The organism is Saccharopolyspora aridisoli, from assembly GCF_004348445.1.
Taxonomy (GTDB): domain Bacteria; phylum Actinomycetota; class Actinomycetes; order Mycobacteriales; family Pseudonocardiaceae; genus Saccharopolyspora; species Saccharopolyspora aridisoli.
Map to the genome: position 1 here is coordinate 112,557 of NZ_SMKV01000011.1, position 14,992 is coordinate 127,548.

Here is a 14,992-nt window from a genome sequence, read left to right on the forward strand (position 1 = left end):
CAAATCACAAAGCTGTTTTTCGAGTCGCCTTATTCACAAAACGTTCACGCTGCGTGCAGGCCTTTACCCGATAGGCTCTGGCCGTTGTCTACGCAGTGTGATCAGGCAGACTCGGATCGAGATGCCCGGTGCCATGCACCGTTCGTCCGGCTGATGTTAGTTGCTGCTCAAGCACGCTAAGTTGGTCGGCGGGAATGGCGGCGCTCCGCCGACGAGGAGGAGCTGAGATGTCGGTGAACAGATCGTGAACACGGTCGCTGGAGAAGCATGAGTCGGGGCAACATCGACTCCGTGCTCGCGCTGGTGGACGAAGTGCGCTTCGCGTTCCAGCCATTGATCAACATCAAGACCGGTGCCATCGTCGCGATCGAGGCGTTGGCCCGGCCGGCGGGCGCGCACGTCCAGGACCTCTTCCGGGAAGCGGCGCGCCTTCGTCGGCTCACCGAGCTCGATGTGGACTTGGCGGTGAACGCCGTGCAGGCAGCGGCGGAGCACGAATCATTGCTCCCGCTGCACGTGAACCTCTTCGGCGGCACCGTGGTCCACGACCACGACCGGCTGAGCCTGCTGCGCGAGAAGCTGCGCGAGGTCGGCAGGCGCGAGCAGGAGATCACCCTCGAGATCGGGCCGCCGTTCGCCCGGATCAACCCCGAACAGCTGCTGGAGGGCGTCGGCAAGCTGCGTTCGGAGGGCTTCCAGATCGCCCTCGACGGAGTCGGTGAGGGAGACATCCCGCTGACGTTGATCGGTGACATCGGCCCGGCCACCATCAAGCTCGACCGGGGGGTCGTGCAGGGACTGCCCGACGATCCGGCCCGGGTCGCCGTCGTCGAGTCCGTCCGCCACCTGTGCGAGGCCACCGAGAGCCAGCTGGTCGCCGAAGGCGTCGAGAGCGACCGCCAGCTCAACGCCCTGCGGCGCAACGGCGTGCGCCTGGTGCAAGGCAACCTGCTCGCACCGGCCGGACGCAGGCCACCGACGACGAGCACCGTTCCGGGCGTGGCCGCCGAGGTCACCGATCCGCACTCGCCGTCGGTCAGCACCCTCGCCAGCGGCCCGCGCGTCACCGAGTTCCTCTCCCCCGCGACGGTGCTGTCCATGGACGTCACCGCCGACAAGGTGCGCGAGGTGCTGGCCGATCACACCGGGATCAGCGGTGTCGTGCTGGTCGACGAGCACAACCGGCCGAGGCACACCATCGACCGCAACCGCTTCCTGCTGGCGGTGACCGGCCCGTACGGGCACGCGCTGCACGCCAAGCGCCCGGCCTCGCGGCTGGCCGACGAGCCGCGCGTGGTCAACACCGGCACCACCGCGATGGAAGCGCTGAGCATGGTCACCCGCTCCGACCAGTACCGGATGTACGACGACGCGATCGTGGTCGATGAGGCCGGCCGCTGCCTGGGGGCGGTTCGGGCAGGTGACCTGATCCGCGGCATGGCGGAGATGAAGGTCGAGGAGGCCGCCGCGCTCAACCCGCTGACCCGCCTGCCGGGCAGCGACGCGATCGCCCGCGACGTGGCCCGGAGGATCGCCGCCGGGGAGATCTTCGCGGTGAGCTGGCTGGACATCGACGGCTTCAAGTCGGTCAACGACACGGCCGGTTTCTCCGCCGGTGACGACGTCATCCGCTCGATCGGGCGCAGCCTCACCGACGCGGCGGCATCGCTGAGGTCGGTGCAGGTCGGTCACGTGGGCGGCGACGACTTCCTGCTGGTCGCCGACCTGGACGACCTGGTCACGCTGGCCGACTCGGTGCTGGGCACGTCCCGCACCGCGGGCGACGTGGAGATCACCGTCTCGCTGGCCACGCTGGTGTGCACCACGCAGACGGTCTCCGACTACGACGAGGCATCGAGCAAGCTCGCCCCGCTGAAGCACTACGCCAAGCAGCTCATCGGGTCGAGCTGGGTCATGTCCAGGCCGGGCTCGGAGCGGATCGAGGTCCTCAGGGGCCAGGGCTCCGCCGGAGCACCCCCGGCTCAGGCACCACAACTGACCAGCACCCCACCACCGCCGGTTCCACCCGCGCAGGGGCCCCCGCCGTCGCCGCCCATGGGCTTCCCCACCCAGGACCCCGAGCAGATGCACTACGGGTACTGAAGCGCCGCCTCGGAGAACTCCGCCTCTACACCACCAGGAACAACGATCCCCGCAGCTCCCGGGGAACCGGGGTGCTGCGGGGATCGCCCAAACCGACGCGACCCGGGCCTCTCAACGTCAGGCCCGGCACGCCACGGGATGCGAGGAAGATCAGACCGTGAAGCCGAGGGCTCGTAGTTGCTCGCGCCCCTCCTCGGTGATCTTCTCCGGACCCCACGGCGGCATCCAGACCCAGTTGATCCGGAAGTCCGAGACGAGACCACCGCCCGGTCCGCCGCACAGGGCGGCGCGGGCCTGGTCCTCGATGACGTCGGTCAGCGGGCAGGCCGCCGAGGTCAGCGTCATGTCCACGGTGGCGGAGTTGTCCTGCTCGACGCGCACGTCGTAGACCAGGCCGAGGTCGACGACGTTGATGCCCAGCTCGGGGTCGACCACGTCGCGGAGGGCCTCTTCGACGTCCTCCAGCTTGGCGATCTCGGCCGCCGGGGCGTCTTGCTCAGGCAGGGCGTCGGCAGTGCGCGCCACGTCGTCCTGCACTTGGGTCTCGTCGCTCACATTGCCTCCTGAAAGTCTGTTGGCATGGACTGGCCGTCAGGCCTAGCGGCGGAGAGCGGCGCGCGGAATCCACGGAGCCGCTCAGGTCCTGCTACCCGCACCGCTACGCACATCTCCGCACACCTCCGAACTCACGCTCGGGAGACCGCGTCCTTGAAGGCCATCCAGCCGAGCAAGGCGCACTTCACGCGCATCGGGTACTTGGCCACACCGGCGAAGGCGATGCCGTCTTCCAGCACGTCCTCGTCCGGTTCGATCTTGCCTCGGCCGTGCATCAGCTCGTTGAACGCGGCCTCGGTCTCCAGGGCTTCCTTCAACGGCCTGCCGACGACCAGGTCGGTCAGCACCGACACCGCCGCCTGGCTGATCGAGCAGCCCTGTCCCGCGTAGGAGACGTCCTCGACGATGGCGGTCTCTTCCTCACCGGTCAACCGCACCCGCAGCGTCACCTCGTCCCCGCAGGTCGGGTTGACCTGGAAGGACTCGGCGTCGAACGGCTCCCGCAGCCCGTGCCGGTGCGGGTTGCGGTAGTGGTCCAGGATGATCTCCTGGTACATCTGCTCAAGCTGCATGTCGCGATCCTCGGTCGAGGGTCAGGCAACCCCGAAGAAGCGCTGCGACTCGCGCACCGCATCCACCAACGCCTTGACCTCATCCAGTTCGTTGTACAGGTAGAACGACGCCCGGACGGTCGCGGGAATTCCCATCCGGCGGTGCAGCGGCCACGCGCAGTGGTGGCCCACCCGGACTTCCACGCCTTGGTCGTCGAGCACTTGGCCGGCGTCGTGCGGGTGCACGCCGTCGATCACGAAGGACACGGCGCCACCGCGGTTCTCGGTGCTGGTGGGCCCGATGATCCGAACGCCCTCGATCGCGCTGAGCTCGCGCAGCGCGGTCTCGGTGAGCGCGTGCTCGTGCGCGGCCACCCGGTCCATGCCCACCGCGTTGAGGTAGTCCACGGCCGCACCGAGCCCGACGACCTGCGAGGTCATCGGCACGCCCGCCTCGAACCGCTGGGGCGGCGGGGCGAACGTGGAGCGCTCCATGTGCACCAGCTCGATCATCGAGCCGCCGCTGATGAACGGCGGCATCGCGTCGAGCAGCTCGCGCCGCCCGTAGAGCACGCCGACCCCGGAGGGGCCGAGCATCTTGTGCCCGGAGAACACCGCGAAGTCCACGCCCATGGCCTTGAAGTCCACGGGTGCGTGCGGCACCGACTGGCACGCGTCGAGCACGACCAGCGCGCCGACCTCGTGGGCGCGGCGGACGATGTCCTCGCCGGTGTTGACGGTGCCCAGGACGTTGGACTGGTGGGTGAAGGCCACGACCTTGGCCCGCTCGGAGATCACCGAGGCGGCGTCGGAGGTGTCGAGCCGGCCTTCGTCGGTGACCCCGAACCAGCGCAGCGTGGCGCCGGTGCGCTCGCACAGCTGCTGCCACGGCACCAGGTTGGCGTGGTGCTCCATCTCGGTCACCACGACCTCGTCGCCGGGGCCGAGGCGGAAGCGCTCGGCTTCCGCCCCGGCCGTCGCGGCGTTGCTCATGGCGTAGGCGACGAGGTTCACGCCCTCGGTGGCGTTCTTGGTGAACACCACCTCGTCATCCCCGACACCGACGAAGTTCGCGATGCGTTCTCGCGCGCCTTCATAGGCGTCCGTGGCCTCCTCGGCCAGCTGGTGCGCGCCGCGGTGCACGGCGGCGTTGGAGGTCTCCAGGAAGGAGCGCTCCGCGTCGAGCACCTGGCGCGGCCGCTGCGAGGTCGCCCCGGAATCCAGGTAGACCATGCGTTTGCCGTCGCGAATCGTGCGCCCGAGGATCGGGAAGTCCGCGCGGATCTCCCGGACGTCCAGGGGCACAGCCACGTCCGCTGCGGTACTCCCACCAGTGGTGCGAAGAGGCTGTTGGGTCATGACTGGGCGGCCGCCTCCTTCTTGCCGATGAACCGCACGTAACCGTTGGTCTCGAGCTCGTCGGCGAGCTCGGCGCCACCGGACTCGACGACCTTGCCGTCGGAGAACACGTGCACGCGGTCCGGGGTGATGTGCTTGAGGATCCGGGTGTAGTGGGTGATCAGCAGAACGCCCTTGTCACCCTCCTCCTTGAAGCGGTTGACGCCGTCGGAGACGACGCGCAGGGCGTCGACGTCCAGACCGGAGTCGGTCTCGTCGAGCACCGCGAACTTCGGCTTGAGCAGGTCCAGCTGCAGGATCTCGTGCCGCTTCTTCTCACCGCCGGAGAAGCCCTCGTTGACGCTGCGCTCGGAGAAGGACGGGTCGATGTCCAGGTCGGACATCGCCTTCTTGACCTCCTTGACCCAGTGCCGGATCTGCGGGGCCTCACCGCGGACGGCGGTGGCGGCAGTGCGCAGGAAGTTCGACATCGACACGCCCGGGACCTCGACCGGGTACTGCATCGCGAGGAACAGGCCCGCGCGGGCGCGCTCGTCGACGGACATCTCCAGGACGTCCTCGCCGTCGAGCAGCACCGTGCCCGAGTCGATCTGGTACTTGGGGTGACCGGCCAGCGCGTAGGCCAGGGTCGACTTGCCGGAGCCGTTGGGCCCCATGATGGCGTGGATCTGACCGGAGTCGATGGTCAGGTTGACGCCCTTGAGGATCGGCTTCGGACCGTCCTCGGTGAGGACCGAACCGTGCAGGTCCTTGATCTCCAGGGTGGCCATTTCTTCTCGTTCTCCTGGTGTGTGGTGCCGAAAGTCTGGAATCGATCGTGGCGCTCAGGCGCCGACGACTGCGAGCTCTTCCTCGATCTCGGCCTCGAGGCGCTCGCGCACCTCGGGCACGTTGATCTTCTGCAGCAGCTCACCGAAGAAGCCGCGCACGACCAGGCGGCGGGCCTGGTCCTGCGGGATGCCCCGGGCCTGCAGGTAGAACAGCTGCTCGTCGTCGAACCGGCCGGTGGCGCTGGCGTGGCCGGCTCCCTCGATCTCGCCGGTCTCGATCTCCAGGTTCGGGACCGAGTCGGCCCGCGCACCTTCGGTCAGCACCAGGTTGCGGTTGAGCTCGTAGGTGTCGGTGCCCTCGGCGGCGGCCTGGATGAGCACGTCGCCGATCCACACCGAGTGCGCCGAATCGCCCTGCAGCGCGCCCTTGTAGAGCACGTTGCTGCGGCAGTTGGCCACGCTGTGGTCGACCAGCATGCGGTGTTCCAGGTGCTGACCCGCGTCGGCGAAGTAGATGCCCAGCAGCTCGGCGTCGCCGCCCTTGTCGGCGTAGTTGACGGTGGTGTTCACGCGCACCAGGTCACCGCCGAGGGTGACGGCGAAGTGGCGGAACACCGAGTCGCGGCCGAGGGTGGCGTGCTCGGAGCTGACCTGCGTGGCGTCGTCGGCGAAGTCGTGGATGGACACGACCCGCAGCTGCGCGCCGTCGGCGACGACGAACTCGACGTTGTCGCCGATGGTGCCCGAGCCCCGGTAGTCGATGACGACCACGGCTTCTGCGAACTGCTCGGCGTGGATCTGCAGGTGGCCGAAGGCGACCTGGTCCGCGCCGGGGCCGTCGATCGTGACGGTGATCGGCCCGGCGGGCTTGGTCTCCTTGGGCACGGTCACAACGGTGGCCTCGGTGAAGGCGCTCCAGGCCTGGGCGGCGACGCGGTCGGCGGGCACGCCGCCCTTGCCGATGCGCGCGTCGTCGCGACCCACGGTCTCCACCGTCGCCTCACCGGTGACCTCGATCTTGAGGTTGCCGGTGGCGGTGGCGGAGCCGTCGTGCAGGCCCTTGAGCCGCTTCATCGGGGTGAACCGCCAGTTCTCCTCGCGGCCGCCCGGGACCTCGAAGGCCTCGACGTCGTAGGAGCAGAAGCGCTCGCCGCGGGAGGCCTGCGGAACGACAGGCCCCCCGTGGGAGTGCTCGGCGAGGCCGTGCTGAGCGGCGTCGTCGGTCTTGGTGGTGCTCATCTCAGCCGACGGCCCCTTCCATCTGCAGCTCGATCAGTCGGTTCAGTTCCAGTGCGTACTCCATCGGCAGCTCGCGCGCGATGGGCTCGACGAAGCCGCGGACGATCATCGCCATGGCCTCGTCCTCGGTCAGACCGCGCTGCATCAGGTAGAACAGCTGGTCATCGCTGACCTTGGACACCGTCGCCTCGTGACCCATGGTCACGTCGTCCACGCGGACGTCGACGTACGGGTAGGTGTCGGAGCGGCTGATGGTGTCGACCAGCAGCGCGTCGCACTTGACGTTCGACGAGGAGTGGTGGGCGCGCTTGGCGACCTTGACCAGACCCCGGTAGGACGTGCGGCCACCACCGCGGGCGATCGACTTGGAGACGATCGTCGAGGAGGTGTGCGGCGCCAGGTGCTCCATCTTCGCGCCGGCGTCCTGGTGCTGGCCCTCGCCCGCGAAGGCGACGGACAGGACCTCGCCCTTGGCGTGCTCGCCCATCAGGAACACCGAGGGGTACTTCATGGTGACCTTGGAGCCGAGGTTGCCGTCGACCCACTCCATGGTCGCGCCCTCTTCGGCCTTGGCGCGCTTGGTCACCAGGTTGTAGACGTTGTTCGACCAGTTCTGGATCGTCGTGTAGCGGCAGCGGCCGCCCTTCTTGACGACGATCTCCACGACGGCCGAGTGCAGCGAGTCGCTGGAGTAGATCGGAGCGGTGCAGCCCTCGACGTAGTGCACGTAGGCACCCTCGTCGACGATGATCAGCGTCCGCTCGAACTGGCCCATGTTCTCGGTGTTGATCCGGAAGTAGGCCTGCAGCGGGATGTCGACGTGCACGCCCGGCGGCACGTAGATGAAGGAGCCACCCGACCACACGGCGGTGTTCAGCGCGGAGAACTTGTTGTCACCGGCCGGGATGACCGAGCCGAAGTACTCCTTGAAGATCTCCGGGTGCTCGCGCAGGGCCGTGTCGGTGTCCAGGAACAGAACGCCCTGGGCCTCCAGGTCCTCGCGGATCTGGTGGTAGACGACCTCGGACTCGTACTGCGCGGCGACACCCGCGACCAGCCGCTGCTTCTCCGCTTCCGGGATGCCCAGCTTGTCGTAGGTGTTCTTGATGTCCTCGGGCAGGTCGTCCCAGGTCTGGGCCTGCTGCTCGGTGGACCGCACGAAGTACTTGATGTTGTCGAAGTCGATGCCCGACAGGTCCGCGCCCCAGTTCGGCATGGGCTTGCGGTCGAACAGCTTCAGGGCCTTCATGCGCGTCTCGAGCATCCACTCGGGCTCGCTCTTCTTGTCCGAGATGTCGCGGACGACGTCCTCAGACAGACCTCGCTTGGCGGTTGCGCCCGCGACGTCGTTGTCGGCCCAGCCGTATTCGTAGCTGCCCAGCGTCGCCAGGGTTTCTTCCTGGGTGAGCTGACCAGAACCGTCGGTGGTGGGATTGCGCTGCTCCGCAGCGGCAGTCATACGGACTCCCCTCCAGCAGGAATCGGGGCGGTGTTCTGCCGGTCCTTCGGGACCGAACCGGCAGAGGTCTGTTCGGCGTCCGGGCTCTGACCCGGAGCCGTCAACCGCGCGGTTGGTACGTGCGTGGTGCAGGCCGCATCACCGTTCGCGATCGTGGCCAGCCGCTGCACGTGGGTGCCGAGGACTTCGGCGAACGCCGCCGTCTCGGCTTCGCACAGCTGCGGGAAGTCCGCAGCCACGTGCGCCACCGGGCAGTGGTGTTGGCAGAGCTGCTCGCCGCTTCCGACGCTGCGCGCCGAGGCAGCGTAGCCCTCCCTGGTGAGCGCGTCGGCCAGTACCTCCGCGCGCTCGGCCGGGTTCCGAGCGGCCACGAGAGCGTCGCGGTGATGGGCCACGAGGGCTGCCATCCTCCGCTCTGCGAACTCGCGCACCGCTTGTTCCCCTTCGTGTTCGGCGATGAACCGCAGTGCCGCCACCGCCAGGTCGTCGTAGGCGTGCCCGAACCTCGCTCGGCCCGACTCGGTGAGCAGGTAGAGCTTGGCAGGTCGGCCACGACCCCGACGGCCTCGCGGAGAGGACTCCCGGGTGTAGGCCTCACCTTCGGCGACCAGCACGTCCAAGTGCCGGCGCACCGCAGTGGGACTGACCCCGAGCTCTTCGGCCACCGCAGCAGCGGTGATCGGCCCCCGTTCCAGCAGCAACCGCGCAACCGTGTGACGGGTCCGGCCGTCGCCTTGCGCAGCCGTGCCGAGCTGGCCCGCAGGCCCCGTCTCGGTGGCGGCTGCGGTCGGCTTCGACGTCCCGACCTTTTTCACAACACGAATGTTACCTATTTCGATCGCAGGCACCAGAGCGCGGGGCGGGTACGTGACCTGACTCACGCGATTAGGCTTCGTCCTCGTGGCTGCAGGCGAAACGACGAACCAGGCGGCGTTGCTCACCGGATCGGACTCCTCCGAACGGACCAGCACGTTGCCGATCGACCATGCCGAACGGAGGCAGCTCGACCACATCCGCCGCTTCGGCACCACCGGATCTCTGATCCTCGCCGCCGGAGCGTTCGGCGCAGGCGCCAACCCGGTGATCAACCCGCTCTACGGCGCCCGCCTGCTCGGCCTGCTCACCCGGATGCCCACGGTGGCGATGGCCATCTGCTGGCTCGGGATGCTGATGATCGTCGCCGCCTGGCTGTGGCTGGGGCGGCTGTGCCTGCCCGGACGCGAACGCATCCTCACCGTCGGCCAGCTGGCGCGCACCGCCGCGATGTGGGCCTTGCCGCTGGCGCTGTGCCCACCGCTGTTCAGCACCGACATGTACAGCTACCTCGCGCAGAGCGAGGTGGCCGCGCGCGGGCTGAACCCGTACCTGGTGAGCCCGGTCATCGGGCTGGGCGTGGATCACCCGTTCACCAGCAACGTGCCCAACATATGGCGCGACACCCCGTCGCCCTACGGGCCGCTGTTCCTGATGTTCGGGCAGCTCGTCTCGCGGATCATCGGCGACAACGTGATCTTCGGGGTACTGCTCTGGCGCGTGGTGATGCTGTGCGGCCTGGCGCTGGCGATCTGGGCGATCCCCCGGCTCGCCCGCCGCTGCGGCGTGCACCCGACGGCCGCGCTGTGGCTCAGCGTGGCCAACCCGATCGTGCTGTTCCACGTGATCAGCGGCATGCACAACGAGGCGCTGATGGTCGGCATCATGCTGACCGCCATCGAGCTGGGCCTGCGGTTCCAGACGATTCCGGGGACCGTCGCCGCCGGCGTGCTGCTGACCATCGCAGGTGCGATCAAACCACCGGGCTGGATCGCGCTCGGCTTCTTCGGCATCTGCCTGGTGCTGCTGCGGGGCGGCCGATGGCGCGACCTGCTCCGCATCGGCGGCCTGCTCGGCGCGGTGTTCCTCACGACCATGACCGTGATCACCGTGGGCAGCGGCTGGGGCCTGGGCTGGATCGACACGTTCGACGTGCCCAACCGGGTCAAGACCTTCATGGCCCCGCTGACCGCGTTCGGCATGACCGGCGGCGGGGTGTCCACGCTGCTCGGACTGGGCAACCAGACCGACGCGATGCTGGCCATCACCAAGATCATCGGCTATCTGGTGGTGGCCACCGCGTGCCTGTGGATGCTGTGGCTGTCCTTCCGCGGCCGCATCCAGCCGCTGGTGGCCATGGGCGCGACGTTCCTCACGCTGGCGCTGGCGGTGCCGGTGCTGTGGCCCTGGTACCTGCTGTGGTCGGTGGTGCCGCTGGCGCTGTCGACCAACAGCTCCCGGTTCCGGGTCACCGCGACGGTGATCTGCGCGGCCGTGTCCCTGGTGGTCCCGCCGACCGGGGCCGGATTCCTGCTGCGCGCCTACCAGGTTCCGCTCGCCGTGAGCGCCGCGCTCATCGCCTTCACGATCATCCTGCTGCTGGTGAGGAAGCGCATGCCCGCCCTCTGGCCCACCCTCGGCCGTGTTCGGCCCGTCACGCAATAGGCTGTGAATCCGTGAGCAACGAGAGTCCGGCCGTCCTGCTGCGCGGGCTGGAGAAGCGCTTCGGGGACACCACCGCGGTCGCCGGGCTCGACCTGTGCCTGCCGCGCGGCAGCGTGCTCGCGCTGCTGGGCCCCAACGGCGCGGGCAAGACCACCACGGTGGAGATCTGCGAGGGCTTCCAACGTCCCGATCGCGGCGAGGTCCGCGTGCTGGGCCTCGACCCGCGCACCCAGGGCGAGCAGCTGCGACCCCGCATCGGCGTGATGCCGCAGGGCGGCGGCGCCTACCCGGGCGTGCGCACCGAGGAGATGCTGCACCTCGTCGCCGCGTGCACCGCGAATCCGCTCGACCCGGCCTGGCTGCTGGAGGTGCTCGGGCTGGAATCGGTGCGCCGGACCTCCTACAAGCGGCTCTCCGGTGGCCAGCAGCAGCGCCTGTCGCTGGGCTGCGCGCTCATCGGCAGGCCGGAGCTGGTGTTCCTCGACGAGCCGACCGCCGGGCTGGACCCGCAGGCGCGCCGCATGGTGTGGGACCTGGTCGCTGCGCTGCGCCGGGACGGCGTGAGCGTGCTGCTGACCACGCACCTGATGGACGAGGCCGAGGCGCTGGCCGACCGGGTGGTGATCGTCGATCACGGCCGCGCGGTCGCCGACGGCACGGCCGAAGAGCTCACCGCCCCCGCCGACGGCAAGCAGGAGCTGCGCTTCCGCTCGCAGACCGCGCTGGATCTGGACCTGCTCCTGGCCGCGCTGCCCGAGGGCTACAACGCCGAGGAGCTGCGGCCCGGCGACTACGTGGTGCGCGGGGAGATCAACCCGCAGGTGGTCTCCACGGTGACCGCCTGGTGCGCCCAGCACAGCGTGCTGGCGCAGGAGCTGCGGGTCACCCGCCGCAGCCTGGAGGACGTCTTCCTGGACCTGACCGGACGGGAGCTTCGATCGTGACCGCCGCCGAGCTCGGTGACCGGTTCCCCGCCGGAACCTTCGCCCCCTCCCCCGGCCGCGGCAGGCCGCTGCGGATGCTGGCCGCCCAGACCCGCATCGAGACGCTGTTGATCGTCCGGCACGGCGAGCAGGCCCTGCTGACGCTGCTCATCCCGATCGCCCTGCTTATCGGCATGAGCACGATCCACATCGGCGACCTGCCCGAACCCCGGGTCAACTCGGTGATGCCGAGGATCCTGGCGCTGGCGGTGATGTCCACGGCGTTCACCGGCCAGGCCATCGCGCTGGGCTTCGACCGCCGCTACGGCGTGCTCAAGCGGCTCTCGGCGACGGCGTTGCCGCGCTGGACCCTCATCTCCGGCCGGGTGCTGGCCACCCTGCTGGTCGTGGCGCTGCAGGCCGTGGTGCTGAGCGCGACCGCGCTGTTCCTGGGCTGGTCACCGGCACTGACCGGGTTGCTGCCCGGCATCGGGCTGCTGGTGCTGGGCACGCTCGCGTTCGGCGCGGCTGGTGTGCTGGTCGGCGGCGCGCTGCGCCCGGAGATCGTGCTCGCGCTGGCCAACGCGATCTGGTTCGTGCTGCTGCTGGCAGGGGGCCTGGCACTGCCCGCCGACGACCTGCCCGGTCCGCTCGCCGTCATCGCCGGGCTCCTGCCCTCGGGCGCGCTCGCCGAGGCGCTCGACGCCGTCCTGGTCGACAGCGCCCTGCCGGGCGCGCAGCCGATCCTGGTCCTGCTCGCCTGGGGCCTCGCCTGCGGAGCGACGGCGCTCCGCACGACCCGGCTGACCTGAGGAATTCCGGGCGAGCACCGGTGGCTGGTCCTCCGCTGGCGAGTAGCGCCGCAGCGCCGCGCATCCGACGCTCCCAGAGCCAGCAGGTGTGAAGTAGCGCTCTGGCATCGATGAGCAGAAAACCCCGCTGTTCCTTCTAGAGTGGCGGGCATGACGAAGATCGCTCGGCATGCCAAGGCATCCCTCGAACTGATCCACGCGATGATCTACTTCGCCCCGGAGGCCGAAGACCGCTTCACCAAGCTCGGTCTCAAGCCCGGCCGGATGAGCTACTACGCGGGACGTTCCGCCGCGATGGGTCCGGTCAGCGCCGGTGTGGTGGCCGCGACCTTCTACAACTTCAACCCGGTCTCGGTCGCCAAGTCGATCCCGGCCGCCTGGGACATCGTCCCTCCCGCCGAGGTCCTCGACGCCCGCCTGGACGCCGTGGACGCGGCGTACCACCGGCTGCTCGGTGACGAGGTGCTGGCGTCCGAGGACGTCGTGGAGTGCGCGGAACTGGCGCGGATCGCCTCCGATGGGTGCCTCCCGGACGGCAAACCGCTCTACGCCGCGCACGCCGACCTGGACTGGCCGGAGACCCCGCACCTGAAGCTGTGGCACGCGATCACGCTGCTGCGCGAGTTCCGCGGCGACGGCCACATCGCCGCCCTGCAGCAAGCAGGCATCTCCGGCGTCCAGTCGCTGGTGCTGCACAGCACCATGCGCGGCGGGTTCACCCCGGAAGCCGCACGCACGCTGCGCGAGTGGTCGGAGCAGGAGTGGGCCGAGGCGTGCGAGCAGCTGCGGGAGCGCGGCCTGATCGACGCCGACGGCGAGCTCACCGAGGAGGGCAAGCAGTTCCGCGAGTCCATCGAGCTCCGCACCGACGAGATGGCCCTGGCCCCGTGGCAGCACCTCGGCGAGGAGCGCACCGCGACCCTGGTCGAGAAGGGCGGCAAGCTCAGCAAGGCACTCGCCGAAGCAGGAGCCCTGCCTGCCGGGCTGTTCAAGTGATCGAGCTTTCACAGGCGTGACCTGCGGGCGGGTTGGTCCTAGGCGCGGAATACCATTCGGTCGTGGCGCTACCTACTTGGATCTCCCGCCCGTCACCGCGCACCGTGCGGATCCTCGCGATCGCCGTGCTGGTGACGCAGGCCTTGATCTCGGTGACGGGTGCGACCGTCCGCGTGACGGGCTCCGGACTGGGATGTCCGACCTGGCCGCAGTGCTTCCCGGGCAGCATGGTCCCGATGCCGCACGCGGAGGTCGCCGTCCTGCACCAGGTGATCGAGTTCGGCAACCGGCTGCTCACCGGTGTCGTCGGCTTCATCGCACTGGCCTGCCTGGTGGCCGCCTGGCGCTGCCGCCCCCACCGCAAGCGCCTGGTGCTGCTGGCGCTGATCATGCCGCTGGGCGTGGTCGCGCAGGCGATCATCGGCGGTCTGACGGTGCTGGTGGACCTGGCCTGGTGGAGCGTCTCGGTGCACTTCATGGCCTCGGCGGTCCTGATCTGGCTGGCCGCGATGCTGGTCAAGGCGACCACCGAGGGCGACCGCGCCCCGCTGGCCGTGGTCACCAGGCCGATGCGCCGGCTGCTGGCGGCGCTGGTCGTGGTCACCGCCGCGGTGCTGGTGGCGGGAACGCTGGTGACCGCCGCCGGACCGCACGCGGGTGACCCGGGCACGCCTCGCCTGGGCTTCGCCGTCGCCACCCTGGTCCAGCTGCACGGCCTGCTGGTGATGGCCTACGTGCTGATGCTGGCGGTCTTCGGCGTGTGGCTGCGCTCGGCGCGCCCCACCAAGGCGCTGATCAAGGCCTACGTCGCGGCGTGCGCGATGGTCCTCGTCCAGGGCGCGATCGGCTCGGTCCAGTACTTCCTGGGCGTCCCGGAGGTCCTGGTGGTGCTGCACGTCGCCGCCGCCACCTGCGTGATCATCACGACGGCGATCCTGTGGACCGAGTCCCGCCACCGCGGCCCGCTCCCGCACCCCGAGGTCACCGAACCCCAGCAGTCCGTGGCGGTGTGACCGCGAGGAACCGTCTTTCGACCTGCCGCAAGCGGCGTAGCCGCGAGAGTGCGAGACCACCCTCGCAACTCGCACCGCGGCGGGTTCTCAGCGGTTCTCCGGGGAGGACAGCCGTTGGCATGCACAAGTCTCGGATCCCGGAGCCAGAGGGCCGCTGAGGTTCCGCCACCCGCACCGCCAGGCAAAACAATTGCGGTACAACGGTTCAGAACTTCAGCTTGGGCTTGCCCTCTCTTTCCCAGCGCCGCCAGAGCTCGGGCATCTCCCCGGACAGCCACTTGTAGAACTCGTTGACGGTGCGCAGGCGGCGGGCTCGTTCGCCCTGGCCGCTGAACATGCGCAGGCCGGTGGCGGTGAGCTCTTCGAGGTCGGTGACCCGTTCCATGCGCTGGCGCACCAGCGCCGGCCATCGGTCCTCCTCCACCTGGTAGAGGGCGGCTTCCCGGCCCTGGCGGGTGGTCTTGGAGATCACGCCGAGGCGCATCAGCAGGCGGACGTTGGTGCTGATCGATCCGGTGCTGGCGGCCAGGGCGTGGGAGAGCTCGTTGGCAGTGCGCTCCGGCGGGTCGCAGATCAGCAGGAACGCCAGGATGCGGCCAGCGATGAGCGGCATGCCCTCGGTCGCTTCGAAGTGAGCCGCCATCTGCTCGATCCACTCCGACATGGCGGGCCGGTCGGTCCGCTGCAGGTATTCCTCGGCCTCGGGCACGCCGCCTCCCTCTAGATCGAGTTCA

The 14,992-nt window shown here is 69.3% G+C and carries 14 protein-coding genes; 6 read left to right on the forward strand and 8 right to left on the reverse strand.

The annotated features are described in order from the left end of the window. Positions 1-267 precede the first annotated feature (267 nt). The gene (locus E1161_RS11445) at positions 268-2,103 is read left to right on the forward strand and encodes a GGDEF domain-containing protein (protein ID WP_132622455.1); all 1,836 of its coding nucleotides are present in this window, start codon (positions 268-270) and stop codon (positions 2,101-2,103) included. A gap of 150 nt (positions 2,104-2,253) precedes the next feature. On the opposite strand, the gene E1161_RS11450 is transcribed toward E1161_RS11445, so the two are convergent. From E1161_RS11450 to E1161_RS11480, 7 genes are all read right to left on the reverse strand, one after another. Beyond that, complete coding sequence (locus tag E1161_RS11450) at positions 2,254-2,658, reverse strand: metal-sulfur cluster assembly factor (protein WP_132622457.1); 405 nt, start codon at positions 2,656-2,658, stop codon at positions 2,254-2,256. 131 nt (positions 2,659-2,789) lie between these two features. Beyond that, complete coding sequence (sufU, locus tag E1161_RS11455; RefSeq protein ID WP_132622459.1) at positions 2,790-3,230, reverse strand: Fe-S cluster assembly sulfur transfer protein SufU; 441 nt, start codon at positions 3,228-3,230, stop codon at positions 2,790-2,792. Between the two features lie 21 nt (positions 3,231-3,251). After that, entirely contained in the window at positions 3,252-4,568 is a 1,317-nt protein-coding gene (locus E1161_RS11460) for a cysteine desulfurase (protein ID WP_132622461.1), read from the reverse strand. Continuing rightward, positions 4,565-5,338, reverse strand: coding sequence for a Fe-S cluster assembly ATPase SufC (gene sufC / locus E1161_RS11465; RefSeq protein WP_132622463.1), 774 nt, complete (start codon positions 5,336-5,338; stop codon positions 4,565-4,567). The genes E1161_RS11460 and sufC overlap by 4 nt, the downstream gene beginning before the upstream one ends. A gap of 54 nt (positions 5,339-5,392) precedes the next feature. Then, the gene (gene sufD / locus E1161_RS11470) at positions 5,393-6,577 is read right to left on the reverse strand and encodes a Fe-S cluster assembly protein SufD (RefSeq protein WP_132622465.1); all 1,185 of its coding nucleotides are present in this window, start codon (positions 6,575-6,577) and stop codon (positions 5,393-5,395) included. 1 nt (position 6,578) lies between these two features. Further along, complete coding sequence (gene sufB / locus E1161_RS11475; RefSeq protein WP_132622467.1) at positions 6,579-8,036, reverse strand: Fe-S cluster assembly protein SufB; 1,458 nt, start codon at positions 8,034-8,036, stop codon at positions 6,579-6,581. Then, positions 8,033-8,851 (reverse strand): helix-turn-helix transcriptional regulator, encoded by an 819-nt coding sequence (locus E1161_RS11480; RefSeq protein WP_132622469.1) that lies wholly within the window; start codon positions 8,849-8,851, stop codon positions 8,033-8,035. Before E1161_RS11480 ends, sufB begins: the two co-directional genes overlap by 4 nt. An 85-nt stretch (positions 8,852-8,936) precedes the next feature. Here E1161_RS11480 and mptB point away from each other — a divergent pair, with 85 nt between their 5' ends. The 5 genes from mptB (at position 8,937) to E1161_RS11505 (ending at position 14,258) form a co-directional block, all read left to right on the forward strand. Further along, complete coding sequence (gene mptB, locus E1161_RS11485; protein ID WP_235874948.1) at positions 8,937-10,514, forward strand: polyprenol phosphomannose-dependent alpha 1,6 mannosyltransferase MptB; 1,578 nt, start codon at positions 8,937-8,939, stop codon at positions 10,512-10,514. Between the two features lie 11 nt (positions 10,515-10,525). After that, positions 10,526-11,458 carry an ABC transporter ATP-binding protein gene (locus E1161_RS11490; protein WP_132622470.1) on the forward strand — a complete coding sequence of 311 codons (933 nt, stop codon included), beginning with the start codon at positions 10,526-10,528 and terminating at the stop codon, positions 11,456-11,458. 74 nt (positions 11,459-11,532) lie between these two features. Then, positions 11,533-12,249 carry an ABC transporter permease gene (locus E1161_RS11495; protein WP_132622559.1) on the forward strand — a complete coding sequence of 239 codons (717 nt, stop codon included), beginning with the start codon at positions 11,533-11,535 and terminating at the stop codon, positions 12,247-12,249. A 150-nt stretch (positions 12,250-12,399) separates the two neighbouring features. Beyond that, positions 12,400-13,245 carry an SCO6745 family protein gene (locus E1161_RS11500; RefSeq protein ID WP_132622471.1) on the forward strand — a complete coding sequence of 282 codons (846 nt, stop codon included), beginning with the start codon at positions 12,400-12,402 and terminating at the stop codon, positions 13,243-13,245. 62 nt (positions 13,246-13,307) lie between these two features. Further along, on the forward strand, positions 13,308-14,258 hold the full coding sequence (locus tag E1161_RS11505) for a COX15/CtaA family protein (RefSeq protein ID WP_207920187.1): 951 nt from the start codon (positions 13,308-13,310) through the stop codon (positions 14,256-14,258). 205 nt (positions 14,259-14,463) lie between these two features. On the opposite strand, the gene E1161_RS11510 is transcribed toward E1161_RS11505, so the two are convergent. After that, the gene (locus E1161_RS11510) at positions 14,464-14,967 is read right to left on the reverse strand and encodes a GbsR/MarR family transcriptional regulator (RefSeq protein ID WP_235874949.1); all 504 of its coding nucleotides are present in this window, start codon (positions 14,965-14,967) and stop codon (positions 14,464-14,466) included. Positions 14,968-14,992: the final 25 nt, after the last annotated feature.

Coding starts and splice junctions, on each gene's coding strand:
- E1161_RS11445 (WP_132622455.1), top strand. CDS start 268: ATGAGTCGGGGCAACATCGACTCCGTGCTCGCGCTGGTGGACGAAGTG.
- E1161_RS11495 (WP_132622559.1), top strand. CDS start 11,533: ATGCTGGCCGCCCAGACCCGCATCGAGACGCTGTTGATCGTCCGGCAC.
- sufU (WP_132622459.1), bottom strand. CDS start 3,230: ATGCAGCTTGAGCAGATGTACCAGGAGATCATCCTGGACCACTACCGC.
- E1161_RS11500 (WP_132622471.1), top strand. CDS start 12,400: ATGACGAAGATCGCTCGGCATGCCAAGGCATCCCTCGAACTGATCCAC.
- sufC (WP_132622463.1), bottom strand. CDS start 5,338: ATGGCCACCCTGGAGATCAAGGACCTGCACGGTTCGGTCCTCACCGAG.
- sufD (WP_132622465.1), bottom strand. CDS start 6,577: ATGAGCACCACCAAGACCGACGACGCCGCTCAGCACGGCCTCGCCGAG.
- sufB (WP_132622467.1), bottom strand. CDS start 8,036: ATGACTGCCGCTGCGGAGCAGCGCAATCCCACCACCGACGGTTCTGGT.
- E1161_RS11460 (WP_132622461.1), bottom strand. CDS start 4,568: ATGACCCAACAGCCTCTTCGCACCACTGGTGGGAGTACCGCAGCGGAC.